This window comes from Pseudomonas sp. SAR267 (assembly GCF_052077595.1).
Taxonomy (GTDB): Bacteria; Pseudomonadota; Gammaproteobacteria; order Pseudomonadales; family Pseudomonadaceae; genus Aquipseudomonas; species Aquipseudomonas vlassakiae.
Genome location: NZ_JBQIHU010000001.1, coordinates 3,024,189 through 3,047,327 on the forward strand (window position 1 = coordinate 3,024,189; position 23,139 = coordinate 3,047,327).

The window sequence follows — 23,139 nt, forward strand, 5'->3', positions numbered from 1 at the left end:
ACCTGATTCGCCTCGCCCTCTACTCATTGGAGCCTTATGCCACGCTGCTTTTGGTGTACCGACGATCCGTTGTACCAGGCCTACCACGACCAGGAGTGGGGAACGCCACAGCGTGACCCGGCGCTGCTGTTCGAGATGCTTTTGCTCGAAGGGTTCCAGGCGGGGCTTTCGTGGATAACCGTTTTGCGTAAACGCGAGCGTTATCGCGAGGTGATGCATGGCTTCGATCCGGTGAAGCTGGCGGCTATGAGCGACGAACGCATCGAAGCACTGATGCTGGACGCCGGTATCATCCGTAACCGTCTCAAGCTCAAGGCTGCGCGGCGTAACGCGCAGGCCTGGCTGGCTGTGGATAACCCTGCCCAGTGGTTGTGGTCGTTCGTTGGCGGCAAGCCGAAGATCAACCACTTCCAGGGCCGTGGCGACGTGCCAGCGGTCACCGACGAAGCCAAGGCCATGAGCAAGGCCCTGCAGAAAGCGGGCTTCACCTTCGTCGGCCCGACCATCTGCTACGCCTTCATGCAGGCCACCGGCATGGTCATGGACCACACTACCGATTGCGATCGCTACGCCGCCTTGTCGCGCTGAAGGGTTACAATGCGCGCCTTGCTGAAATAAGGAATTGCCTGTGGAAAAGTTCAAGGGCGCCCTGATGGTCGGGGTGCTGCGTCTGTTTGCCAAGCTGCCCTGGGGCGCTGTGCAGCGCGTTGGCGCCGGTATCGGCTGGCTGATGTGGAAAATTCCCAACGGCTCGCGCAATGTAGTGCGCATCAACCTGGCCAAGTGCTTCCCGGAGATGGATCCGGTCGAGCGCGAGCAGTTGGTCGGCCGTGCGCTGAAGGATATCGGTAAATCCTTTGTCGAAAGTGCCTGCGCCTGGATCTGGCCGCCGCAGCGTTCGCTTGAGCTGGTCAAGGAAGTGCACGGGCTGGAAGTGCTGGAGCAGGCCCTGGCCTCGGGCAAGGGCGTGGTCGGCATCACCAGCCACCTCGGCAACTGGGAAGTGCTCAACCACTTCTACTGCAACCAGTGCAAACCGATCATCTTCTACCGGCCACCGAAGCTCAAGGCGGTGGATGATCTACTGCGCGAGCAGCGTGTGCAGATGGGCAACCGCGTGGCACCTTCGACCAAGGAAGGCATCCTCAGCGTGATCAAGGAGGTGCGTCGCGGTGGGCAAGTGGGTATTCCTGCCGACCCGGAGCCGGCCGAGTCGGCTGGTGTTTTCGTGCCGTTCCTGGGGACCCAGGCGCTGACCAGCAAGTTCGTGCCGAACATGCTGGCCGGTGGCAAGGCGGTTGGGGTATTCCTGCATGCGCTGCGGCTGCCGGACGGATCGGGCTTCAAGGTGTTCCTGGAGGCTGCCCCGGAAGAGATGTACAGCACCGACGTGAACGTGTCGGCGGCGGCCATGAGCAAGGTGGTCGAGCGCTATGTGCGCGAGTACCCGAGCCAGTACATGTGGAGCATGAAGCGCTTCAAGAAGCGCCCGGCTGGCGAGCCGCGCTGGTATTGAGACCCTGGGGGCACTTTGTGCCCCTTTCGCGACACAAGGCCGCTCCCACATTGACCGGTGTACGCAGGACCTTTGTGGGAGCGGCCTTGCGTCGCGAAAGGGCTGCAAAGCAGCCCCGGCAATGTCAGACCTTGTTCAATTTCTTCAGGAATACGGTCATCTCTTTCTCGGCCTGTTTGTCACCATGGGCCTGAGCCGCCACGATCCCGTCTTCCCAGGCCTTGCGCGCCGCTGCCAGGTCACCGACCAGCTGATACGCCTTCCCCAACAGCTTCCACGCCGCCGAATACTTCGGATCCTGCTCCACACACCGTGCCAGGTGCAGCGCCGCCTCCGCGCCATGGCCCTCATCCAGCCAGGCCTTGCCCAGGCCAAACCTCAGCAGCGGGTTATCCACACCCTTGGCCAGCATCTTCTCCAGCGATTCACGCATGCCGTCTTCTCCTAGAAGAAACTCAAGCCGACGTGGAACAGCTTCTCTACATCCCGAATGTGCTTTTTATCCACAACGAACAGGATCACATGGTCACCTGACTCGATCACCGTGTCGTCATGGGCGATCAGCACTTCCTCGTCGCGGATGATGGCACCGATGGTAGTACCCGGGGGCAAGGTGATGTTTTCCACAGCCTTGCCGACCACCTTGCTCGACTTAGAATCGCCGTGCGCCACCGCCTCGATGGCCTCGGCCGCACCGCGGCGCAGCGAGTGCACGCTGACGATATCGCCGCGTCGCACGTGCGCCAGCAAGGTGCCGATGGTGGCCAGCTGCGGGCTGATGGCGATGTCGATTTCGCCACCCTGCACCAGGTCGACATAGGCCGGGTTGTTGATGATGGTCATGACCTTGCCCGCGCCAAGGCGCTTGGCCAGCAGCGACGACATGATGTTGGCCTCGTCGTCGTTGGTCAGGGCCAGGAAGATATCGGCGTCGGCGATGTTCTCTTCGAGCATCAGGTCCTTGTCCGAGGCGCTGCCCTGCAGCACCACGGTGCTTTCCAGGGTATCGGAGAGGTGCCGGCAGCGTGCCGCGCTCATCTCGATGATCTTCACCTGGTAGCGGCTCTCGATGGCTTCGGCCAGGCGCTCGCCGATCTGCCCGCCGCCAGCGATGACAATGCGTTTGTTGGTCTCGTCGATGCGGCGCAGCTCGCCCATCACGGCGCGGATGTCCTTCTTCGCGGCGATGAAGAACACTTCGTCATCGGCTTCGATCACCGTGTCGCCCCTTGGGGTAATCGGCCGGTCGCGACGGAAGATCGCCGCCACGCGGGTATCGACGTTGGGCATGTGCGCGCGGATCTGGCGCAGCTGCTGGCCCACCAGCGGGCCGCCGTAATAGGCCTTCACCGCCACCAGCTGGGCCTTGCCTTCGGCGAAGTCGATCACCTGCAGCGAGCCTGGGTGTTCGATCAGGCGCTTGATGTAGTTGGTCACTACCTGCTCGGGGCTGATCAGCACATCGACCGGGATATGGTCGTTGTCGAACAGTTCTTCGCGGGTCAGGTAGGCCGACTCGCGCACCCGGGCGATCTTGGTCGGGGTGTGGAACAGCGTGTAGGCCACCTGGCAGGCGACCATGTTGGTTTCGTCGCTGTTGGTCACTGCCACCAGCATGTCGGCGTCGTCGGCACCGGCCTGGCGCAGCACCGTCGGCAGCGAACCGCGGCCCTGCACGGTACGGATGTCCAGACGGTCGCCGAGGTCACGCAAGCGGTCGCCATCGGTGTCGACCACGGTGATGTCGTTGGCTTCGCTGGCCAGGTGTTCAGCCAGCGTGCCGCCCACCTGCCCTGCGCCGAGGATGATGATCTTCATCCGCTACTCCCTACCCTGTGTGCTTTACCCGCGCGAGGCGGCGATCTTGATCAGCTTGGCATAGTAGAACCCGTCGTGACCGCCTTCCTGGGCCAGCAGCTGGCGGCCGTGGGGCTGGCGCAGGCCGGCTTCGGTGGCCAGGTCCAGCTCACGGGCTCCCGGGGTGCGGGCGAGGAAGGCATCGATCACTTCGGTGTTCTCGGTCGGCAGGCTGGAGCAGGTGGCGTACAGCAGCATGCCGCCCACTTCCAGGGTCGGCCACAGGGCATCGAGCAACTCGCCTTGCAGTGTGGCCAGGGCCGGAATGTCCTCAGCCTGGCGGGTCAGCTTGATGTCTGGGTGGCGGCGGATCACACCAGTGGCTGAGCACGGTGCGTCGAGCAGGATGCGCTGGAACGGTTCGCCGTCCCACCAGCTGGCGGTGTCGCGGGCGTCGCAGGCGATCAGCTCGGCGTCCAGCTGCAAGCGGTCGAGGTTCTCGCGCACACGGGTCAGGCGCTTGGCTTCGAGGTCGATGGCCGTCATGTGAGCCAGGCCGGGTTCGGCTTCGAGCAGGTGGCAGGTTTTGCCGCCTGGAGCGCAGCATGCGTCGAGCACGCGCTGGCCGGGGGCCAGTTCGAGCAGGTCGGCGGACAGCTGCGCGGCTTCGTCCTGCACGCTGACCCAGCCTTCGGCGAAGCCTGGCAGGCCGCGCACGTCGCAGGCTTCGGCCAGCACGATGCCGTCACGGCTGTACTGGCAGGCGCTGGCGCTGACGCCAGCTTCGGCCAGCAGTGCCAGGTAGGCGTCACGGCTGTGGTGGCGGCGATTGACCCGCAGGATCATCGGCGGGTGGGCATTGTTGGCGGCGCAGATTGCCTCCCACTGCTCCGGCCAGAAGGCCTTCAGCGACTTCTGCAACCAGCGCGGGTGCGCGGTGCGCACCACCGGATCGCGCTCCATGCCGGCGAGCAATTCTTCGCCTTCGCGCTGGGCGCGGCGCAGCACGGCATTGAGCAGGCCTTTGGCCCAAGGCTTCTTCAGCTTGTCGGCACAGCCGACGGTCTCGCCGATGGCGGCGTGGGCCGGAATGCGGGTGTAGAACAGTTGATACAGGCCGACCAGCAGCAGCGCCTGCACATCGGCATCGGCTGCCTTGAACGGCTTCTGCAGCAGTTGTGCCGCCAATAGATCGAGGCGAGGCTGCCAGCGGGCGGTACCGAACGCGAGGTCCTGGGTCAGGCCCCGGTCGCGTTCATCGACCTTGTCCAGCTGCGCTGGCAGCGAGCTGTTCAGCGAGGCCTTGCCGCTGAGTACAGCGGCAAGGGCACGGGCGGCGGCGAGGCGTGGATTCATTGGCCCAGCACCTTGCCGGCGGCGAACTTCTCGCGGCGGCTGTTGAACAGGTCGCTGAAGCTCAGCGCTTTGCCACCGGGCAGCTGCAGGCGCGTCAGGCTCAGTGCCTGTTCACCGCAGGCGACGACGAGGCCGTCCTTGCTGGCGGAGAGGATCTCGCCCGGGGCACCCTTGCCTGTGGACAAGTTGGCAGCCAGCACCTTGACGCTTTCGCCATCCAGGGTGCTATGGCACACCGGCCACGGGTTAAAGGCGCGGATCAGGCGCTCCAGCTCGACGGCCGGGCGGCTCCAGTCGATGCGCGCTTCGTCCTTGTTCAGCTTGTGGGCATAGGTGGCCAGGGCGTCGTCCTGCACTTCCCCGTGCAGCGAACCGTCGACCAGGCCGGCAATGGCCTGGACCACAGCGGGAGGCCCCATTTCGGCGAGGCGGTCGTGCAGGCTGCCGCCGGTGTCGTCGGCGCTGATCGGGGTGACCACCTTGAGCAGCATCGGGCCAGTGTCCAGGCCGGCTTCCATGCGCATCACCGTCACGCCGCTCTCGGCGTCGCCGGCTTCTACGGCGCGCTGGATCGGCGCAGCTCCGCGCCAGCGTGGCAGCAGCGAGGCGTGGCTGTTGATACAGCCCAGGCGCGGGATGTCGAGGACCACTTGCGGCAGGATCAGGCCATAGGCGACCACCACCATCAGGTCTGGCTTGAGCGCGGCCAGTGCTTCCTGTGCTTCGGCATTGCGCAGCGTCGGCGGCTGGAACACAGGGATGTCGTGGGCGACGGCCAATTGCTTGACCGGGCTCGGCATGAGCTTCTGGCCCCGGCCGGCAGGGCGGTCGGGCTGGGTATAGACGGCCACGATCTCGTACGGGCTGTCGAGCAGGGCCTTGAGGTGTTCGGCGGCAAACTCTGGAGTGCCTGCAAAGACGATGCGCATGGAGTTCTCGCTTGCAAAAGAAAAAGGCTTGCCGGAGCAAGCCTTCTGGGAGGTGGGGGTCAGGCTTGCTGGCGGTGCTGCTTTTCCAGTTTCTTCTTGATCCGGTCGCGCTTGAGCTGCGACAGGTAGTCGACGAACAGCTTGCCGTTGAGGTGGTCGAACTCGTGCTGCACGCACACCGCCAGCAGGCCTTCGCATTCCAGCTCGAATGGCTTGCCGTCGCGGTCCTGGGCTTTGACCCGCACGCGCAGGGGGCGGTCGACGTTCTCGTAGAAGCCAGGAACCGACAGGCAGCCTTCCTGGTACTGGCCCATGTCGTGGGTCAGTTCTTCGACAGTCGGGTTGATGAACACGCGCGGCTCGCTGCGGTCTTCGCTGAGGTCCATGACCACGACCTGCTGGTGCACGTTGACCTGGGTGGCGGCCAGGCCGATACCAGGGGCTTCGTACATGGTTTCAAACATGTCGTCGATCAGCTGACGCAGGGCGTCGTCGAACACCGTTACCGGTTTGGCAATGGTGCGCAGGCGCGGGTCCGGGAATTCGAGAATGTTCAAGATGGCCATAAGGTCAGGCAGTCACTGTGCGGTCGGTTGAAAACTGAGCACACATAATAAAGGGAAACGGGGATTTCAGCACCTGTGAAAGCTCGGCTAGGGTCTCTATAGGCCTGATAGCCGCCAAATCATGGACAGCTTTTCAAAGTGTTACTCACAAACTTATCCACAGGTTGGGCCACGTAGATGGCCCTGTTTCGATCAAGGATGATCTCCATGCTGAATGACCATTCGTCGCCTTGTTCACCTGCCGAACTGGAGGCCAGATTACGCCTGCATCGCCTGCCCGAGACCGGATTGCGACGTTTTCGCAGCCTGCTGGAGGCCTTTGGCAGTGCGTCTTCAGCGCTCAGCGCACCCGGCCCGGCCTGGCGCGCGCTGGGTATTCCACAAGCCACCATCGATGCGCGGCGCAGTGCCGAAGTACGCGACGGTGCACTGGCTGCAATGGCCTGGCTAGAGCGCTCGGGCCAGCATTTACTGATGTGGGACCGGCCTGATTACCCGGCATTGCTGAAGGAAATCGATGATGCCCCGCCGCTGCTTTTCGTTGCAGGCAATCCGGCATTGCTCGACCGACCTCAGTTGGCCATTGTGGGCAGCAGGCGTGCCACACCTCCGGCACTCGACACGGCCAGGGCATTTTCCCGCTGCCTGGCGCAGGCCGGTTTCACCATCACCAGCGGGCTGGCCCTGGGCATCGATGGCGCCGCTCATCGGGCGGCACTGGAGGTCGCAGGGGGCACCATTGGCGTGCTCGGCACAGGCTTGCAAAAACTTTATCCACAGCGCCACCGCGACCTTGCGCGGATGATGATCGACATGGGCGGTGCACTGGTGTCGGAGTATCCGCTCGATGCCGGGCCGTTGCCGGGCAACTTCCCGCGGCGCAATCGCATCATCAGCGGCCTGTCGCTCGGCGTGCTGGTGGTCGAGGCCAGCCTTGCCAGCGGCTCGCTGATCACCGCCCGCCTGGCGGCTGAGCAGGGTCGCGAGGTGTATGCGATTCCCGGATCGATCCACCACCCGGCAGCCAGGGGCTGCCACCAGCTGATCCGCGATGGCGCCCTGCTGGTGGAAAGCGTGGAGCAGATTCTGGAAAGCCTGCGCGGTTGGCAGAACCTGCCGCCAGCTGCTGTGGATAAACCGACGCATCCGTTGCTTGCCCTGCTGCATGCCGCGCCACAGACCAGCGAGAATCTGGCCCATTTCGGCGACCTGCCGCTGGCCGAAGTGCTGGCGCAACTGACGGAACTGGAGCTTGAAGGCCGTGTCAGCAATGTTGCCGGGCGTTGGTTTGCCCGCGCTGGCTGAGTAAACTGCGCGCAAGCTAAGGTTAATGGGCGGAGAGACGTAAATGGTGAGCAGTTTTCGTGTGCAACAAGCCGCACGTGAGATCCGGGCAGGCGCGGTGATCGCCTATCCGACGGAAGCGGTCTGGGGCCTGGGCTGCGACCCCTGGAACGAGGACGCGGTGTATCGCTTGCTGGCGCTGAAGTCGCGGCCTGTGGATAAAGGGCTGATCCTGATCGCCGACAATATCCGCCAGTTCGACTTCTTGTTCGAGGACTTCCCTGAGGACTGGATCGACCGTATGGGCAGCACCTGGCCGGGGCCGAACACCTGGCTGGTACCGCACCAGGACCTGTTGCCCGAGTGGGTGACCGGGCAGCACGACACCGTGGCGCTGCGGGTCAGTGATCACCCTGTGGTGCGCGAGCTGTGTGCCTTGGTCGGGCCGTTGATTTCCACCTCCTGCAATCCGGGCGGGCGCCCGGCGGCCAAGACCCGCTTGCGGGTGGAACAGTATTTTCATGGCCAGCTGGACCTGGTGCTCGGTGGGGCACTGGGCGGGCGGAAGAATCCGAGTGTGATTCGCAACCTCGCTACTGGCGAGGTCGTTCGGCCGGGCTGATACATAACCTCAGGATTGGCGCGGGACCCTGTGGGAGCGGGCGTGCCCGCGAACACCGGCGAAGCCGGTGCCATCCATGGCGTTGCCTGCTTCGCGGGCAAGCCCGCTCCCACAGAGTGCCCGTTCCCTCGCAGATTTTTCTGAATTTTTCTGGAATGGCTGTCCAGCTTGGGCTTTGGGAAATATCCTACGACCCGCGTCCCCTGCCATCACCTTCTCAGTGGGAATCTCTGCCTCTAGGCTTCATCCGTCGCCGAATAACTTGGCGATCGGGTGTGGTAACCCGGAGTACGAATTCTGAATGGCAGCCAATGGCGGCTGTGCGCGGGAGGCTTTCGAGCCTGCCGGGTTTGGGATTCGTCCGGTTTACCACCCTGCGTACAGCTGCCTCCCAAGTCGTGTGGTAACGAATTGAGGGCCAGCCTTTAACAGGCGAATCCCTATGATCAAGAAAATCGTCCCCGATCCACCACTTCCCTGCACTTCCTCCCGATCCTTCGGCCGCTGTGACGCCGGGCACGAGGCATGATTTACCGTCAACCCGAACATTGCTGCTGAAGATGCCCTGGTTCACGTAGCGCTGTACCTGCGCTGCGCCTATGAGACCGGCTACAAAGCCTTGGACTACATGCGCGAAGAAGGCCGCGGCATGTTCTGGTCGAACCTGCATGCGATTGAAATGGCGGAAGGCGTCATCGAGGCGATTCTCGATGGCATCGAGACGACGCCTGTGAAGCAGAAGAAGGTGTGAGGGCTGACAGGTGCCCGCCTTTGGATTTTCAGCGCCTATGAGATCGAGCGCCGCCCGCGCGGCGCATCGCGGGCAAGCCCGCTCCCACATCTGTTTCGGGCCAATCACTCCTGTGCCGCCAACAGGGACCGCCTTGTTGGCATGGCGATGCATCTCGGTGGAAGCTGACAGAGTCTGGCGATCCATCTCGGTGGAAGCTGACAGAGTCTGGCGATCCATCTCGGTGGAAGCTGACAGAGTCTGGCGATCCATCTCGGTGGAAGCTGACAGAGTCTGGCGATCCATCTCGGTGGAAGCTGACAGAGTCTGGCGATCCATCTCGGTGGAAGCTGACAGAGTCTGGCGATCCATCTCGGTGGAAGCTGACAGAGTCTGGCGATCCATCTCGGAGGAAGCTGACAGAGTCTGGCGATCCATCTCGGTGGAAGCTGACAGAGTCTGGCGATCCATCTCGGTGGAAGCTGACAGAGTCTGGCGATCCATCTCGGTGGAAGCTGACAGGGTCTGGCGATCCATCTCGGAGGAAGCTGACAGGGTCTGGCGATCCATCTCGGAGGAAGCTGACAGGGTCTGGCGATGCATCTCGGTGGGCGCTGATGCGACACAACCTGTCTCCAGTCATGCACCAAGGCGGTCCCTGTTGGCTTCACAGGAGTGACTGGCCCGAAACAGATGTGGGAGCGGGCTTGCCCGCGATGCGCCGCGCGGGCGGCGCTCGATCTCACAGGCGCTGCAGATCTCAAGGCAGGCACCTGTCCGCCATGACGCGATCTCCAGCCAGGCTCAAGGCAACAAAACCGTAGACCCCACCGTCCTGCGCGCCGACAACTCTTCTTGCGCCTTCGCCGCCTCACTCAGCGGGTACCGCTGCTGGATATCCACAACCAGCTTCCCACTGCCAATCATCGCAAACAGGTCATCCGCCATGGCCTGGGTGTTCTCGGCATTGTTGGCATAGGTCGCCAATGTCGGCCGGGTCACATACAGCGAGCCCTTCTGCGACAAAATCCCCAGGTTCACCCCGCTCACCGCCCCCGAGGCATTGCCGAAGCTCACCATCAACCCACGCGGCTGCAGGCAGTCCAGCGAGGTCAGCCAGGTGTCGGCACCGACGCCGTCATACACCACCGGGCACTTCTTGCCATCGGTCAGCTCCAGCACCCGCTTGGCCACGTCCTCGCGGCTGTAGTCGATGGTCGCCCACGCCCCCAGCGCCTTGGCCCGCTCGGCCTTCTCGGCGGAGCTGACGGTGCCGATCAGCTTGGCGCCCAGGGCCTTGGCCCACTGGCAAGCCAGCGAACCGACACCACCCGCTGCGGCATGGAACAGGATCACATCGCCCGGTTTCACCTCATAGGTCTGCTTCAACAGGTACTGCACAGTCAGCCCCTTGAGCATCACCGCTGCCGCCTGCTCGAAGCTGATGTTGTCCGGCAGCTTGACCAGGTTGGCCTCTGGCAGTGTATGCACTTCGCTGTAGGCGCCCAGGGGGCCGCCGGCATGGGCCACGCGGTCACCGACCTTCAGCCGGGTCACGCCCTCGCCAACGGCCTCGACCACGCCCGCCGCCTCGGTACCCAGGCCAGAGGGCAAGGACGGCGGTGCGTACAGCCCGCTGCGGAAGTACGTGTCGATGAAGTTCAGGCCGATCGCATGGTTGCGCACGCGCACCTGCTGCGGCCCCGGTGGGGCAGGGTCGAATTCCACAAGCTGCAGCACTTCCGGGCCGCCATGCTGGCTGAACTGGATACGCTTGGCCATCTCGCACTCCTGTTGTCGGGATCGGGAAAAGGCCTTCTATCGGACGCCTTTGCTTGATCGCCGTCAACTGCGGCGCGCGCGCCGGCGGTGGTATGCTACGCGGCGAATTCTTCCCTGCCCGTTCCTGGTGACCCGATGACTAGCCGCACCGAGGCCGTGAAAGCCTACCTGCTCGACCTGCAAGACCGCATCTGCTCTGCCCTCGAAGCTGAAGACGGCGGCGCCCGCTTCGTCGAGGACGCCTGGGTGCGCGAAGCCGGTGGCGGGGGCCGCACGCGGGTGATCGGGGATGGCAAGCTGATCGAGAAAGGCGGGGTCAACTTCTCCCACGTGTTCGGCGCCGGCCTGCCGCCATCGGCCAGCGCCCACCGCCCCGAACTGGCAGGCCGCGGCTTCGAGGCCCTGGGCGTGTCGCTGGTGATCCACCCGCACAACCCGCATGTGCCGACGTCCCATGCCAACGTGCGTTTCTTCATCGCCGAAAAGGAAGGTGAAGAGGCAGTCTGGTGGTTCGGCGGTGGCTTCGACCTGACCCCCTATTACGGCAACGAAGAAGATTGCATCCATTGGCACCGCGTGGCCGAGCAGGCCTGCGCGCCGTTCGGCGCTGATGTGTACCCGCGCTACAAGGCCTGGTGCGACCGCTACTTCCACATCAAACACCGCGGCGAGCCGCGTGGCATTGGCGGGCTGTTCTTCGACGACCTGAACGAGTGGGACTTCGACACCTGCTTTGCCTTCCTGCGTGCCATTGGCGATGCCTACGTCGAGGCCTACTTGCCGATCGTCCAGCGCCGCAAGCACACCCCTTTCACCTCGCAGCAGCGCGAATTCCAGGAATACCGCCGCGGCCGCTACGTGGAGTTCAACCTGGTCTATGACCGTGGCACCCTGTTCGGCCTGCAGTCCGGTGGCCGCACCGAGTCGATCCTCATGTCGCTGCCGCCACAAGTGCGCTGGGGCTACGACTGGAAGGCCGCGCCCGGCAGTGAGGAAGCTCGCCTGACCGAATACTTCCTGCAGGACCGCGACTGGCTCGGCCAGTAAGCCTGTGGATAAACAAGGAATCGCCATGGACCAGTACGTTGTTTTCGGTAACCCCATCGGCCACAGCAAATCGCCGCTGATTCATCGCCTGTTCGCCGAGCAGACCGGCCAGGACCTGGAATATGCCACCTTGCTGGCGCCGCTGGACGAGTTCAGCGATTGCGCACGCGGCTTCTTCAAGCAAGGCAGCGGCGGCAACGTCACCGTGCCGTTCAAGGAAGAGGCCTACCGCCTGTGCGACAGCCTGACTCCGCGGGCCCAACGTGCAGGTGCGGTGAATACGCTGAGCAAGCTGGCCGACGGCACGCTGCTGGGCGACAACACCGACGGCGCTGGCCTGGTGCGCGACCTGACGGTGAACGCCGGGGTCGAACTGGGCGGCAAGCGCATTCTCATCCTTGGGGCGGGCGGTGCCGTGCGCGGGGTGCTCGAGCCGATCCTGGCGCATCAGCCGCAGTCGCTGGTGATTGCCAACCGTACCGTGGAGAAGGCCGAGCAGCTGGCGCGGGAGTTCGATGAACTGGGGCCGGTGGTGGCCAGTGGGTTTGCCTGGTTGCAGGAGCCGGTAGATGTGATCATCAACGCCACCTCGGCAAGCCTGGCCGGTGAGCTGCCACCGATTGCCGACAGCCTGGTCGAGGCGGGGCGCACGGTGTGCTACGACATGATGTATGGCAAGGAGCCGACACCGTTCTGTCAGTGGGCTGCCAAGCTGGGGGCGGCCAAGGTGCTGGATGGGCTGGGGATGCTGGCTGAGCAGGCAGCCGAAGCCTTCTTTATCTGGCGTGGGGTACGGCCTGATACGGCGCCGGTTTTGGCTGAATTGCGCCGGCAACTCGCTCGGGGCTGATCCTTCAGGATTACCCATCTCCCTTGTGGGAGCGGGCTTGCCCGCGAAGAATTCACCGCGGTGCCTGGCACCGGCTTTGCCGGTGTTCGCGGGCAAGCCCACAGAGTACTCGGACAAGCCGGGAATCAGAGCTTGGCTTTGACGGCCTCCAGGGCATTGCCATCAGCCTTGGTGGTCACCCCCGCCAACCACCCTTCCAGCCGCTCTGGATGTTGCTTCACCCACGCCTTGGCTGCCTCATCGAAGCTGATCTTCTTATCCACAACCTGCGCCATGATCGAGTTTTCCATGTCCAGGGTGAAACTCAGGTTGCTCAGCAGCTTCGCCGCATTCGGGCAGGCTTGTGGATAACCCTTGCGGGTCAATGTGAACACCTCGCCTTGGCTGCCGAACCACTTTTCCCCGCCCGTCAGGTAATGCATCTTCAGCTTCACGTTCATCGGGTGCGGCGTCCAGCCGAGGAAGGTGATGAACTGCTGCTTCTTCACCGCCCTGGCCACTTGCGCCAGCATCGCCTGCTCGCTGGACTCCACCAGCTTCCACTGGCCGAGGTTGAATTCGTTCTTGTCGATGATCTCTTTCAGCGACAGGTTCGCTGGCGCACCGGAGCCGATGCCATACAGCTTCTTGTCGAACTGGTCAGCGTGTTTCTGCAGGTCGGCAAAATCCTTCACCCCGGCATTCCATACGTAATCCGGCACCGCCAGGGTGAATTCGGTGCCTTCCAGGTTGCGCGACAGCTGCTGCACATCGCCATTGGCGATGAACTTGTCATGGAAGCCCTGCTGCGCCGGCATCCAGTTGCCGAGGAACGCATCGACCCGGCCCTCCTTGAGGCCGCCGTAGATGATCGGTACCGCCAGGCTGTCGATCTTCACTTGGTAGCCCAGGCTTTCCAGCAGCAGCCGGGCGACGGCATTGGTCGAGGCGATGTCGCTCCAGCCGGGGTCGGCCATCTTCACGGTGCTGCATTGTGCGTCGCTGTCGGCGGCGTGGGCCGTGGCGGTGGCTATAGCCAGAGGCAGAGCCAGGGCGAATACGACGGTGGAGAACTTGTGCATGTCGGACTCTCTTCTCAATCCAGGGGTGCGGGCTGTGGATAACGTGCCTTGCGCTCGAGGTCGTCGAGATCGATATGGTTGCGCATGTACTGTTGGCTGGCGTCCACCCAAGGTTGGTGGTCCCAGCTGTTCAGCTTGCCGATGGCCAGCGCCTCGACCACCAGGCGACGGCGGCGTTGGCTGGCCAGCACTTGCTGGCGTAGGCCGGGGATATCCCAGCGCTGGCGTGCTTCATCGACAAATGCCTGCAGCAGCGCCTGGTGGTCCGGGCTGCCGGTGAGGTTCTCCCGCTCGTGCGGGTCGCGGCTCAGGTCATAGAGTAGGCAGGGGTCATCTTCGCTGTACACGAATTTGTGCGGCCCACGGCGGATCATCATCAGTGGGCCGACGGTGCCTTCGGCCATGTACTCGCCGATCACCTCGTCGTGGCCGCCCTGCCCTTGCAGGTGACCAAGCAACGAACGGCCATCCAGCTCAAGACGGTTATCCACAGCGCCACCGGCCAGTTCCACCAGGGTTGGCAGCAGGTCGCAGGTCGATACCGAGGCAGCGACCCGGTGCGGTGCAAAGCATTTGGGGGCGTGAACCAGTAGCGGGACACGCGCCGACATCTCGAACCAGTGCATCTTGTACCAGAGCCCGCGCTCGCCGAGCATGTCACCATGGTCACCGGAGAACACGATCAGGGTGTTGTCGCTCAGGTTGCACTCCTCCAAGGTCTGCAACAGCTGGCCGATGTTGTCATCGATGTAGCTGCAGGCGCCGAAATAGGCGCGGCGGGCGTCGCGGATCTTGTCCACAGGCAACGGCTTGTTCCACAGGTCATAGACCTTGAGCAGGCGTTGCGAGTGCGGGTCAAGTTCGGCCTGACTGAATTCAGCGTGGGGCATGGGGATATCCACAGCCTCGTAGCGATCCCAGTAGCGTTTGGGGATGCTGTACGGGTCGTGCGGGTGGGTCATGGACACGGTCAGGCAGAACGGCCGGCCATCGTTCTCGCGCACATGGTCGTAGAGGTACTGGCGCGCCTTGAACAGCACTTCTTCGTCGAAATCCAGCTGATTGGTCCGCACGCACGGCCCCGCCTGCAGCACCGAGGACATGTTGTGGTACCAGCTCGGGCGCACGTCGGGTTCATCCCAGTTCACCGCCCAGCCGTAGTCGGCCGGGTAGATGTCACTGGTCAGGCGCTCCTCGTAGCCGTGTAGCTGGTCCGGGCCGCAGAAGTGCATCTTGCCCGACAGCGCGGTGCGGTAGCCCAGGCGGCGCAGGTAATGTGCATAAGTCGGCACGTCGGCGGGGAAATCGGCTGCGTTGTCGTAGGCGCCGATACGACTCGGCAATTGGCCGCTGACCAGGGTGAAGCGCGACGGTGCGCACAGCGGGCTGTTGCAGTAGGCCGAGTCGAACACGACTGCCTGCTCGGCAAGGCGGCTGAGGTGCGGCATCTTGATCGGCGAAGGGCCATAGATCGGCAGCAGGGGCGCGGCCATCTGGTCGGCCATGATGAACAGGATATTCGGGCGCGTCATGGTGGCTTCCATCGTTTGGGGTTATGCGGACCGCTTGCCTACCAAGATGCGACTGTGGATAACATGGGTAAAGCCCATGCGGGGCAATGTCTGGGATTAGCCGAGCTTATGTTTGAGCACCTTGCCGAGTTGTCGCTGGATGCCCTGCGCGTTTTCGAGGCCGCGGCGCGCTTGCGTGGCTTTACCGCAGCGGCGCTGGAACTGGGCACTACGCAACCTGCGGTGAGCCAGCAGGTAAAGCGCCTGGAAGCGCGGCTGGGCACACGCCTGTTCGATCGGATCTACCGTGGCATCGAGCTGACCGAGGCGGGCCAGCTGCTGTTCGAGCAGGTGCATCAAGGTTTGCAGGCGATGGATGACGGCATTGCCCTGGCCAGTGGGCGCGGCCAGCGGGAGGTGCTGCAAGTCGCCACCGACTTCGCCTTTGCTGCATTTTGGCTCATGCCACGGCTGCAGCGTTTTCACGAAGCGTATCCACAGGTCGACGTGAGCCTGGTGACCGGTGAGCGCAGCCAGGGGATGCTGCGCCCGGATATCGATGTGGCGGTGCTGTTTGGTGATGGGCGCTTCCATCAGGGCGAGAGCCGCTGGTTGTTCGATGAAGAGGTTTTTCCGGTCTGCAGCCCGCGGCTGATTCATGGCAAACCCTTGTCAGCCGTGGCTTTGCAACGATTGCCGTTGCTCCATTTGCGGGGTGAGCAGGCCAGCCGCTGGTTTGACTGGGCAGGGGTGTTTCGCGGCTTTGGCGTGGCCAGCCCGCCGCCGCCTGGGCAGTTGCGGTTTGATAACTACACCTTGCTGATCCAGGCGGCGATAGCTGGGCAAGGGGTAGCAATTGGCTGGAGGCACCTGGTGGACGGGCTGGTAGAGCAAGGGTTGCTGTGCCAGCCGTTGCAAGGGAGCTTGCGGTCTTCGCGGGGCTATTATGCCGTGCTGCCACCCCGTAAACGGCGGGGTGCATTGATCGAGCGATTTGTGGATTGGCTGGAGCACGAGCGCAGCCTGTGACATCCTCGGGGGCGCCCAGCACAGCGAATCGCCCACCCGCAACCCGATCACCAGGGCGTTGCCCAGGCTACTTTCAGCCCGAACAGCAGGAGTCATCGTGCAGAGGATCAAGGGTTACCACGCCCACGTTTACTACGACGCATCCACCCTCGAGCAGGCCCGTGAGCTGTGCGAAGAGGCGGCGCGGCTGTTTCCCGTGACCGTGGGGCGCATGCACCAGAAACCGGTTGGCCCGCACCCTGACTGGAGCTGCCAGCTGGCTTTCGAGCCGGAGTTCGTGGGGGTGGTGTTGCCGTGGTTGGCGCTGTATCGGAAGGGCCTGGTGGTGTTTCTGCATCCGCTGACGGGGGATGAGTTGGCGGATCACCGGGATCATGCGATCTGGATGGGGGCCGTGCGGCCGCTGGATCTGTCGATTTTTGGTGGCTAGGACTCTATCGCCTGTAAGTGCCTCTTCGCGGGCACGCCCGCTGCCACAAGGACGGCGTAGCCCTGGAGAGCGGCGCTGTACCTGTGGGAGCGGGCGTGCCCGCGAAGAAGGCGACGCGGTTTAGCGACGGGCGCCGCGCACGCCTTCAGCCAGTGCCGAGCACAGGCTTAATACATCATTCACTGCCTGAGCGGGCTCCTTGGCCTGGGCAATCTTGTCGACCAATGCCGAACCCACCACCACACCATCGGCCAGGCGTGCGATCGCAGCGGCCTGTTCCGGTGTACGAATACCGAAACCAACGCTGATCGGCAGGTCGGTATGCCGACGCAGGCGGGCAATCGCCTCGGTCACGTGTTCGGTAGTCGCCGAGCCTGCACCGGTCACACCTGCCACCGACACGTAATAGACGAACCCGGAGCTGCGCTCCAGCACACGCGGCAGGCGTGCATCGTCAGTGGTCGGGGTGGTCAGGCGGATGAAGTCGATACCTGCGGCTTGGGCCGGGGTGGCCAGTTCGGCGTCGTGCTCAGGTGGCAGGTCGACGATGATCAGGCCATCTACCCCGGCTTCCTTGGCTTCGGCGACGAACTTGTCCACACCGAAGCGGTGGATCGGGTTGTAGTAACCCATCAGCACGATCGGCGTGGTGTGGTTATCCACACGGAATTCGCGAACCATCTGCAGGGTCTTGGCCAGGGTCTGGCCGGCTTCCAGGGCCCGCAGGGTAGCAAGCTGGATGGCCACGCCGTCGGCCATCGGGTCGGTGAACGGCATGCCCAGTTCGATCACATCGGCACCCGCTGCAGGCAGGCCCTTGAGGATCTGCAGCGAAGCCTCATAGCCGGGGTCGCCAGCCGTGACGAAGGTGACCAGCGCGGAGCGGCCTTCGGCCTTCAGTTCGGCGAAGCGTTGTTCAAGACGGCTCATGCCTGTTTCTCCTGGGCTGCCATGTGGTTCATCACGGTTTGCATGTCTTTGTCGCCGCGGCCGGACAGGCAGATCACCATCAGGTGATCCTTGGGCAGTTTCGGTGCGCGCTTGATCGCTTCGGCCAAGGCATGGGAGCTTTCCAGAGCCGGAATGATGCCTTCCAGGCGGCAGGTGGCATGGAACGCATCCAGTGCTTCGTCGTCGGTGATGCTGACGTACTCGACGCGCTTCACTTCGTGCAGGTAGGCGTGCTCAGGGCCGATGCCCGGGTAGTCGAGGCCAGCGGAAATCGAGTGGGCGTCGGTGATCTGGCCGTCCTCGTCCTGCAGCAGGTAGGTGCGGTTGCCGTGCAGCACACCCGGTACGCCGCCGTTCAGGCTGGCAGCGTGCTTGTCGGTGTGCACGCCGTGGCCGCCGGCTTCGACGCCAATTATCTGCACGCTCGGTTCTTCAAGGAATTCATGGAACAGGCCCATGGCGTTGGAGCCACCGCCGACGCAGGCGATCAGGCTGTCTGGCAGGCGGCCTTCCTTCTCTTGCAGCTGGGCGCGGGTTTCCTTGCCGATGATCGATTGGAAGTCGCGGACCATCGCCGGGTACGGATGCGGGCCGGCCACGGTGCCGATCAGGTAGAAGGTGTCTTCGACGTTGGTGACCCAGTCGCGCAGGGCTTCGTTCATGGCGTCTTTCAGGGTGCCGGTGCCAGCGGTGACCGGGACGATCTCGGCGCCCAGCAGCTTCATGCGGAACACGTTGGCCTGCTGGCGCTCGATGTCGGTGGCGCCCATGTAGATCACGCAAGGCAGGCCGAAGCGCGCCGCTACGGTGGCGGTGGCCACGCCGTGCATGCCAGCGCCGGTTTCGGCGATCAGGCGCTTCTTGCCCATGCGCTTGGCCAGCAACACTTGGCCAATGCAGTTGTTCACCTTGTGCGCGCCGGTGTGGTTGAGTTCTTCACGCTTGAAGAAGATCTTCGCGCCACCACAGTGCTCGGTCAGCCGTTCGGCGAAATACAGCGGGTTCGGTCGGCCGATGTAGTCGCGTTGGAAGTAGGCCAGTTCCTCGAGGAACTTCGGGTCGGCCTTGGCTGCTTCGTATTCACGGGCCAGGTCGAGCACCAGCGGCATCAACGTTTCAGCCACATAGCGGCCACCGAACGAGCCGAACAGGCCGTTGGCATCCGGGCCGGGGCGGTATTGGGACTGGGTCATGGGTCGCTCCAGGGCGTGATCAATGAGTGATGGGCTTTACTGTAACCACGGCAAGCCCGGCTGAAAACCGATAAGATTGCGCAAACTTGTCAGAAAAACTCACAGGTAAAATGGCCCACGACCTCCCTCCCCTCAACGCCCTGCGCGCCTTTGAGGCCACTGCCAGGCTCAACAGTGTCAGCCAGGCGGCCGAAGCGCTGCACGTTACCCATGGCGCTGTCAGCCGGCAGATCAAGGTGCTTGAAGGACACCTGGGCGTGGCCCTGTTCGTCAAGGACGGGCGTGGCATCAAACTCACAGATGCCGGCATGCGCCTGCGCGACGCCAGCGGCGAGGCATTCGACCGCTTGCGCAGCGTATGCGCCGAGGTGAGCCGGGATGTCAGCGAGGCACCGTTCGTGCTGGGCTGTTCCGGTAGCCTGCTGGCGCGCTGGTTCATCCCCCGCCTGGGGCGGTTGAAGGCTGACCTGCCGGAGCTGCGCCTGCATCTGTCAGCGGGTGAAGGTGACCTCGATCCACGCCGCCCTGGGCTGGATGCGTTGCTGGTATATGCCGAACCGCCTTGGCCAGCGGATATGCAGGTCCACGTGCTGGCACAGGAGCGTATCGGCCCGGTGCTGAGCCCGCACTTCGCCGGCTTCGACCGCTTGCAAGCGGCACCTGCCAGAGCCTTGCTGGACGAAGCCCTGCTGCATACCACCTCGCGCCCGCAGGCCTGGCCCACCTGGGCTTCTGAGCAGGGCATCGAGGCTGGCGCTTTGAAGTATGGTCAGGCGTTCGAACACCTGTATTACTTGCTAGAGGCGGCTGTCGCCGGCTTGGGGGTGGCGATCGCCCCACAACCCTTGGTTGCCGACGATCTGCGAGCCGGGCGTTTGAGTGCACCCTGGGGCTTTTCGCCGACGCCGGCCGCGTTGGCGTTGTGGGTGCCTCGGCGCGCCGCGGATGGGCGCGCCGAGCAACTGGCGCAGTGGCTACGTGCCGAGCTGGCCAGGCAGAGCGCTTAGTTGCGCTTGCACAGCAGGTACGCTGCCAACAGGCCAAGTGCACCGATGGCAACGCCTGCGGTGGTGTACGGGTGCTCCTGGGCGTAGTCGCGGGTGGCGATTCCGGTCTGGCGGGTGCGCTCCTTCACTTCCTCATAGGCATCGCTGATCAGGCTGCGCGAATGGCGCAGCGCGCTTTCGGCATTGCTGCGCATCGCCTTCACTGACTTCTGGGTTTCCTCGGACGCATCGTGCTTCAGGTTCTCCAGGCTTTTCAGCAGGCTTTCAATCTCCGCTTCCATGCTCTCCAGGGACGTTTTACGCAGCGAGTTGCGGGGCATGTTGACTCTCCTTTGCAGTATGGACTGTAAGGTTTGCGACTCCTGAGCGGCTGGAAAGTGCGATCGAACTTTACCGAACGGCAGCAGCTCGCAGGTAAACCGGGCTTGCACTGCTAGGCTCATTATCACTGTCACCAAGGAGAGCGTTCATGACCGATCATCACACTTACAAGAAGATCGAGCTGGTGGGTTCGTCGCCCACCAGCATCGAAGAAGCGATCAACAATGCATTGGCCGAAGCCGGCAAGAGCATCAAGCATCTGGAATGGTTCGAAGTGGTCGATACCCGTGGCCACATCCGCGACAACAAGGCGGCGCACTTCCAGGTCACGCTGAAGGTTGGCTTCCGCATCGCCAACAGCTGAAACATTACTGGGCTGGAATAGCCCGGCGTGGTGGCGTTATAACACCGAAGGGCGCCTTGGCGGCGCCCTTCTGGTCTTTCTCATCTGTACAAGGAACGCGATCGATGAAGAAACTGATGCTGGCGGTGGGTTTGATGGTACTGGCCGGTGGGGCAATGGCCGCTGGCAAACCCTGTGAGGAGCTCAAGGCCGAGATCGCCTCGAAGCTCGATGCCAAGGGTGTAAAGAATTACGAGCTGGAAATTGTCGACAAGGAAAAGGTGGCAGGGAAAGACGTTGGCACTTGCGAGGCGGGCAAGAAGAAAATTGTCTACAACCGCAAGTAAGGTGTTGGCTTCTTCGTGGCTAAAGCCGCTCCCACAGGTACTGCGCAGACCTTGAAGACAATGCTGCCCTGCAGAGCGGCTTTAGCCGCGAAGAAGTTCACTCGCCCTTGAGGGCCTGCGCCAGGAGCTCATAGGACCGAATCCGGTCGGCATGCTCGTACAAATCACAGGTAAAGATCAGCTCATCCGCCCCGGTCTGCTCCAGCAGCACTTCCACCTTGGCCCGCACCTTCTGCGGGCTGCCGATCATCGCCAGGCCGAGGAAACTTGCCACGGCATCGCGCTCATGGGGGAGCCATAGCCCGTCCATGCCCGGTACAGGCGGTTTCTGCATCAGGCTCTGGCCACGGATCAGCGCCAGGATGCGCTGATACACCGAGGTAGCCAGGTATTCGGCCTTTTCGTCGGTTTCCGCCACCACCATCGGAATCCCCAGCATCACATAGGGCTTGTCCAGCGTGGTCGACGGCTTGAAGTGGTCGCGATAGATGCGGATCGCCTCGTGCATGTAGCGCGGCGCGAAATGCGAGGCAAAGGCGTACGGCATGCCGCGCATGCCGGCCAGTTGGGCGCTGAACAGGCTCGAACCGAGCAACCACAGTGGCACGTCGGTGTCATGGCCGGGCACAGCGATCACTTTTTGATCATCGGTGCGCGGGCCAAGGTAGCGCGAAAGTTCCTCGACATCATCCGGGAAGTCATCGGCGCTGCCGGCGCGGTCACGGCGCAGGGCGTAGGCGGTCATCTGGTCGGAACCTGGCGCCCGGCCCAGGCCCAGGTCGATTCGCCCCGGATACAGGCTGGCCAAAGTGCCGAACTGCTCGGCGATCACCAGCGGCGCATGGTTGGGCAGCATGATGCCGCCGGAGCCGACGCGAATGGTCGACGTGCCGCCGGCAAGGTAGCCGATCAGCACCGAGGTGGCGGAGCTGGCGATGCCGTCCATGTTGTGGTGTTCGGCCACCCAGAAGCGGTTGTAGCCGAACCGCTCGACATGCCGGGCCAGGTCCAGCGAGTTGTGCAACGATTGCGCCGGGCCTTGGTCGGCGCGCACTGGCACCAGGTCGAGGGTGGATATCTTCAGGTCACGCAGTTGCGTCATTGGAGCCTCCGCAAGAGTGGTTGGCCCGGAGGCCTTTCAGACTCTGTATGGGCACATTCGCCGGATTCAATGCTCACGGTGCGATTGCACTGAACTTGGTGTAGGACGCTGGCCTCGAAAACCTAGGTAAATCACCCTAGACCCGGAGGCATCATGAAAAAGACAGCATCGGCGATCTGGCAAGGCGGCCTGAAGGATGGCAAAGGCCTGCTTTCCACCGAAAGCGGCGCCCTCAAGCAGAACCCTTATGGTTTCAACACCCGTTTCGAGGGGGCGCCGGGGACCAATCCGGAAGAGCTGATCGGCGCAGCCCATGCCGGTTGCTTCTCGATGGCGCTGTCGATGATGCTCGGCGAGGCAGGGTTCACCGCCGAACGCATCGACACCACCGCCGAAGTCACGCTGGACAAACAACCCGACGGCTTTGCCATCACCGCCGTGCACCTGATCCTCAAAGCCAAGGTGCCTGGTGCCGATGAGGCGCAGTTCCTCGAAATCGCCAACAAGGCCAAGGCGGGTTGCCCGGTGTCGAAGGTGCTCAACGCGAAGATCAGCCTGGACGCTGCATTGGTGGGCTAGGCGGCGCAACGCTGGCGGTTTGCTGTAGTCTAAACAGCGTCGGCAGCGCTACTGCCATACCAGGAGCCGTTCCATGATCCGCGTAGCAATCGCCATGCTGGCTTCGCTTGTGGCCACTTCTGCATTGGCGGCGGTAAAACCGTGCGAAGAACTCAAGGCGGAGATCGAAGCCAAGATCCAGGCCCAGGGTGTGACGTCCTACACGCTGGAAATCGTGCCCAACAGTGAGGTCAAGGATCAGAACATGATCGTCGGCACCTGTGGTGGCGGGACGAAGAAGATCATTTACCAGAAGAATGATCGATAAATGATTGGGGCCGCGATGCGGCCCCAATGCTTACGGGATGCAGAACACGTCGCTCGGCTCGTTCACCACCACCTTGCGGCTGGCGTCGTAGAGCAGCACCTGCGGGTCCATCACCGGAGCCCGCGCCTCCAGGCGATAACGCTCACCGGCCTTGAAGTCGTCGAAGCGCACCGTCAGGTAGCAGGTCCGTTCCTTGGGGCTGGTCAGCATGCCGCCGGCATAGATTTCATAGTCGAACCGCACCACCAGTTCATGCTTGCCTGGGGTCAGCTGGAAGTAGCGGCCGTCGTCCAGGCGCTGGCCGTCAAGGCGGTCGGCCATGAGTATGCGGCCAGGGGTCACGGTGTAGAGGTCGACCCAGGCCTTGGCGGGGTCGACGGGCGGCAAGGGGCTGGCGCAGGCCCCCAGGGCACTGAGAGCGATCAGCATCATGGGCTGGCGCATGGCAAAACTCCCACTCGCGATACACGAGTTACAAG

At 63.3% G+C, this 23,139-nt stretch carries 26 protein-coding genes and 1 pseudogene; 14 read left to right on the plus strand and 13 right to left on the minus strand.

What is annotated here, in order from left to right; genetic code table 11:
• Nucleotides 1-36: 36 nt before the first annotated feature.
• Nucleotides 37-588 (plus strand): DNA-3-methyladenine glycosylase I, encoded by a 552-nt coding sequence (locus ACTORR_RS14545; protein WP_313364640.1) that lies wholly within the window; start codon nt 37-39, stop codon nt 586-588.
• Between the two features lie 40 nt (nt 589-628).
• Nucleotides 629-1,516: a lysophospholipid acyltransferase gene (locus ACTORR_RS14550; RefSeq protein ID WP_054884420.1), complete on the plus strand. Its 888-nt coding sequence runs from the start codon at nt 629-631 to the stop codon at nt 1,514-1,516.
• A 124-nt stretch (nt 1,517-1,640) separates the two neighbouring features.
• Here ACTORR_RS14550 and ACTORR_RS14555 read toward each other — a convergent pair whose 3' ends face one another.
• Genes ACTORR_RS14555 through def form a run of 5 tightly spaced genes read right to left on the minus strand, consistent with a single transcriptional unit; the run spans nt 1,641 to nt 6,164 of the window.
• The gene (locus ACTORR_RS14555) at nt 1,641-1,949 is read right to left on the minus strand and encodes a tetratricopeptide repeat protein (RefSeq protein ID WP_054884419.1); all 309 of its coding nucleotides are present in this window, start codon (nt 1,947-1,949) and stop codon (nt 1,641-1,643) included.
• A gap of 11 nt (nt 1,950-1,960) precedes the next feature.
• Nucleotides 1,961-3,334, minus strand: coding sequence for a Trk system potassium transporter TrkA (gene trkA / locus ACTORR_RS14560; RefSeq protein ID WP_054884418.1), 1,374 nt, complete (start codon nt 3,332-3,334; stop codon nt 1,961-1,963).
• 24 nt (nt 3,335-3,358) lie between these two features.
• Nucleotides 3,359-4,669, minus strand: coding sequence for a 16S rRNA (cytosine(967)-C(5))-methyltransferase RsmB (gene rsmB / locus ACTORR_RS14565; protein WP_441343691.1), 1,311 nt, complete (start codon nt 4,667-4,669; stop codon nt 3,359-3,361).
• Nucleotides 4,666-5,598: a methionyl-tRNA formyltransferase gene (gene fmt / locus ACTORR_RS14570; protein ID WP_313366006.1), complete on the minus strand. Its 933-nt coding sequence runs from the start codon at nt 5,596-5,598 to the stop codon at nt 4,666-4,668. The genes rsmB and fmt overlap by 4 nt, the downstream gene beginning before the upstream one ends.
• Nucleotides 5,599-5,657: 59 nt before the next feature.
• On the minus strand, nt 5,658-6,164 hold the full coding sequence (gene def, locus ACTORR_RS14575) for a peptide deformylase (RefSeq protein ID WP_054884415.1): 507 nt from the start codon (nt 6,162-6,164) through the stop codon (nt 5,658-5,660).
• A 207-nt stretch (nt 6,165-6,371) separates the two neighbouring features.
• Here def and dprA point away from each other — a divergent pair, with 207 nt between their 5' ends.
• From dprA to ACTORR_RS14590, 3 genes and pseudogenes are all read left to right on the plus strand, one after another.
• Entirely contained in the window at nt 6,372-7,469 is a 1,098-nt protein-coding gene (gene dprA / locus ACTORR_RS14580; protein ID WP_262109423.1) for a DNA-processing protein DprA, read from the plus strand.
• Between the two features lie 43 nt (nt 7,470-7,512).
• Nucleotides 7,513-8,070, plus strand: coding sequence for an L-threonylcarbamoyladenylate synthase (locus ACTORR_RS14585; protein ID WP_011953122.1), 558 nt, complete (start codon nt 7,513-7,515; stop codon nt 8,068-8,070).
• Between the two features lie 442 nt (nt 8,071-8,512).
• Nucleotides 8,513-8,821 (plus strand): annotated as a pseudogene (locus tag ACTORR_RS14590) (hypothetical protein).
• Between the two features lie 783 nt (nt 8,822-9,604).
• Here the strand turns inward: ACTORR_RS14590 and ACTORR_RS14595 are convergent.
• On the minus strand, nt 9,605-10,582 hold the full coding sequence (locus ACTORR_RS14595) for an NADPH:quinone reductase (protein WP_054884412.1): 978 nt from the start codon (nt 10,580-10,582) through the stop codon (nt 9,605-9,607).
• Between the two features lie 135 nt (nt 10,583-10,717).
• Here ACTORR_RS14595 and hemF point away from each other — a divergent pair, with 135 nt between their 5' ends.
• Entirely contained in the window at nt 10,718-11,629 is a 912-nt protein-coding gene (gene hemF, locus ACTORR_RS14600; RefSeq protein ID WP_054884411.1) for an oxygen-dependent coproporphyrinogen oxidase, read from the plus strand.
• A gap of 25 nt (nt 11,630-11,654) precedes the next feature.
• Nucleotides 11,655-12,479 (plus strand): shikimate dehydrogenase, encoded by an 825-nt coding sequence (aroE, locus tag ACTORR_RS14605; protein WP_054884410.1) that lies wholly within the window; start codon nt 11,655-11,657, stop codon nt 12,477-12,479.
• A gap of 125 nt (nt 12,480-12,604) precedes the next feature.
• Here the strand turns inward: aroE and choX are convergent, their stop codons facing one another.
• Together choX and betC are read right to left on the minus strand one after the other, a co-directional pair.
• Complete coding sequence (gene choX, locus ACTORR_RS14610) at nt 12,605-13,540, minus strand: choline ABC transporter substrate-binding protein (RefSeq protein WP_313365417.1); 936 nt, start codon at nt 13,538-13,540, stop codon at nt 12,605-12,607.
• Between the two features lie 14 nt (nt 13,541-13,554).
• Nucleotides 13,555-15,072 carry a choline-sulfatase gene (betC, locus tag ACTORR_RS14615; protein ID WP_313365418.1) on the minus strand — a complete coding sequence of 506 codons (1,518 nt, stop codon included), beginning with the start codon at nt 15,070-15,072 and terminating at the stop codon, nt 13,555-13,557.
• Between the two features lie 108 nt (nt 15,073-15,180).
• On the opposite strand from betC, the gene ACTORR_RS14620 reads away from it, so the two are divergent.
• Both ACTORR_RS14620 and ACTORR_RS14625 read left to right on the plus strand, forming a co-directional pair.
• Nucleotides 15,181-16,080, plus strand: coding sequence for a choline sulfate utilization transcriptional regulator (locus ACTORR_RS14620; protein WP_054884407.1), 900 nt, complete (start codon nt 15,181-15,183; stop codon nt 16,078-16,080).
• A gap of 97 nt (nt 16,081-16,177) precedes the next feature.
• Nucleotides 16,178-16,510 carry a DOPA 4,5-dioxygenase family protein gene (locus ACTORR_RS14625; RefSeq protein ID WP_054884406.1) on the plus strand — a complete coding sequence of 111 codons (333 nt, stop codon included), beginning with the start codon at nt 16,178-16,180 and terminating at the stop codon, nt 16,508-16,510.
• 120 nt (nt 16,511-16,630) lie between these two features.
• Here the strand turns inward: ACTORR_RS14625 and trpA are convergent, their stop codons facing one another.
• Both trpA and trpB read right to left on the minus strand, forming a co-directional pair.
• Nucleotides 16,631-17,440: a tryptophan synthase subunit alpha gene (trpA, locus tag ACTORR_RS14630; protein WP_099815255.1), complete on the minus strand. Its 810-nt coding sequence runs from the start codon at nt 17,438-17,440 to the stop codon at nt 16,631-16,633.
• Nucleotides 17,437-18,654, minus strand: coding sequence for a tryptophan synthase subunit beta (gene trpB, locus ACTORR_RS14635; RefSeq protein ID WP_054884404.1), 1,218 nt, complete (start codon nt 18,652-18,654; stop codon nt 17,437-17,439). Before trpB ends, trpA begins: the two co-directional genes overlap by 4 nt.
• Nucleotides 18,655-18,764: 110 nt before the next feature.
• On the opposite strand from trpB, the gene ACTORR_RS14640 reads away from it, so the two are divergent.
• Nucleotides 18,765-19,661 (plus strand): LysR family transcriptional regulator, encoded by an 897-nt coding sequence (locus ACTORR_RS14640; RefSeq protein ID WP_054884403.1) that lies wholly within the window; start codon nt 18,765-18,767, stop codon nt 19,659-19,661.
• Here the strand turns inward: ACTORR_RS14640 and ACTORR_RS14645 are convergent.
• Complete coding sequence (locus ACTORR_RS14645; RefSeq protein ID WP_054884402.1) at nt 19,658-19,981, minus strand: DUF883 family protein; 324 nt, start codon at nt 19,979-19,981, stop codon at nt 19,658-19,660. The two genes, ACTORR_RS14640 and ACTORR_RS14645, sit on opposite strands and share 4 nt — an antisense overlap.
• 149 nt (nt 19,982-20,130) lie before the next feature.
• Here ACTORR_RS14645 and ACTORR_RS14650 point away from each other — a divergent pair, with 149 nt between their 5' ends.
• Together ACTORR_RS14650 and ACTORR_RS14655 are read left to right on the plus strand one after the other, a co-directional pair.
• Nucleotides 20,131-20,346, plus strand: coding sequence for a dodecin (locus tag ACTORR_RS14650; RefSeq protein WP_003253076.1), 216 nt, complete (start codon nt 20,131-20,133; stop codon nt 20,344-20,346).
• Nucleotides 20,347-20,450: 104 nt separating this feature from the next.
• Nucleotides 20,451-20,672, plus strand: coding sequence for a DUF1161 domain-containing protein (locus tag ACTORR_RS14655; protein ID WP_054884401.1), 222 nt, complete (start codon nt 20,451-20,453; stop codon nt 20,670-20,672).
• A gap of 97 nt (nt 20,673-20,769) precedes the next feature.
• Here ACTORR_RS14655 and ACTORR_RS14660 read toward each other — a convergent pair whose 3' ends face one another.
• A complete protein-coding gene (locus ACTORR_RS14660) occupies nt 20,770-21,774 on the minus strand; it encodes an LLM class flavin-dependent oxidoreductase (protein ID WP_262109554.1) in 1,005 nt (334 codons plus the stop codon).
• A 153-nt stretch (nt 21,775-21,927) separates the two neighbouring features.
• Here ACTORR_RS14660 and ACTORR_RS14665 point away from each other — a divergent pair, with 153 nt between their 5' ends.
• Both ACTORR_RS14665 and ACTORR_RS14670 read left to right on the plus strand, forming a co-directional pair.
• Entirely contained in the window at nt 21,928-22,353 is a 426-nt protein-coding gene (locus ACTORR_RS14665; protein ID WP_054884399.1) for an OsmC family protein, read from the plus strand.
• A 73-nt stretch (nt 22,354-22,426) separates the two neighbouring features.
• Nucleotides 22,427-22,660 (plus strand): DUF1161 domain-containing protein, encoded by a 234-nt coding sequence (locus tag ACTORR_RS14670; RefSeq protein ID WP_313366016.1) that lies wholly within the window; start codon nt 22,427-22,429, stop codon nt 22,658-22,660.
• A gap of 30 nt (nt 22,661-22,690) precedes the next feature.
• Here ACTORR_RS14670 and ACTORR_RS14675 read toward each other — a convergent pair whose 3' ends face one another.
• Nucleotides 22,691-23,104, minus strand: a complete 414-nt coding sequence (locus ACTORR_RS14675) for a PA0061/PA0062 family lipoprotein (RefSeq protein WP_054884397.1) — start codon at nt 23,102-23,104, stop codon at nt 22,691-22,693.
• Between the last annotated feature and the right edge of the window lie 35 nt (nt 23,105-23,139).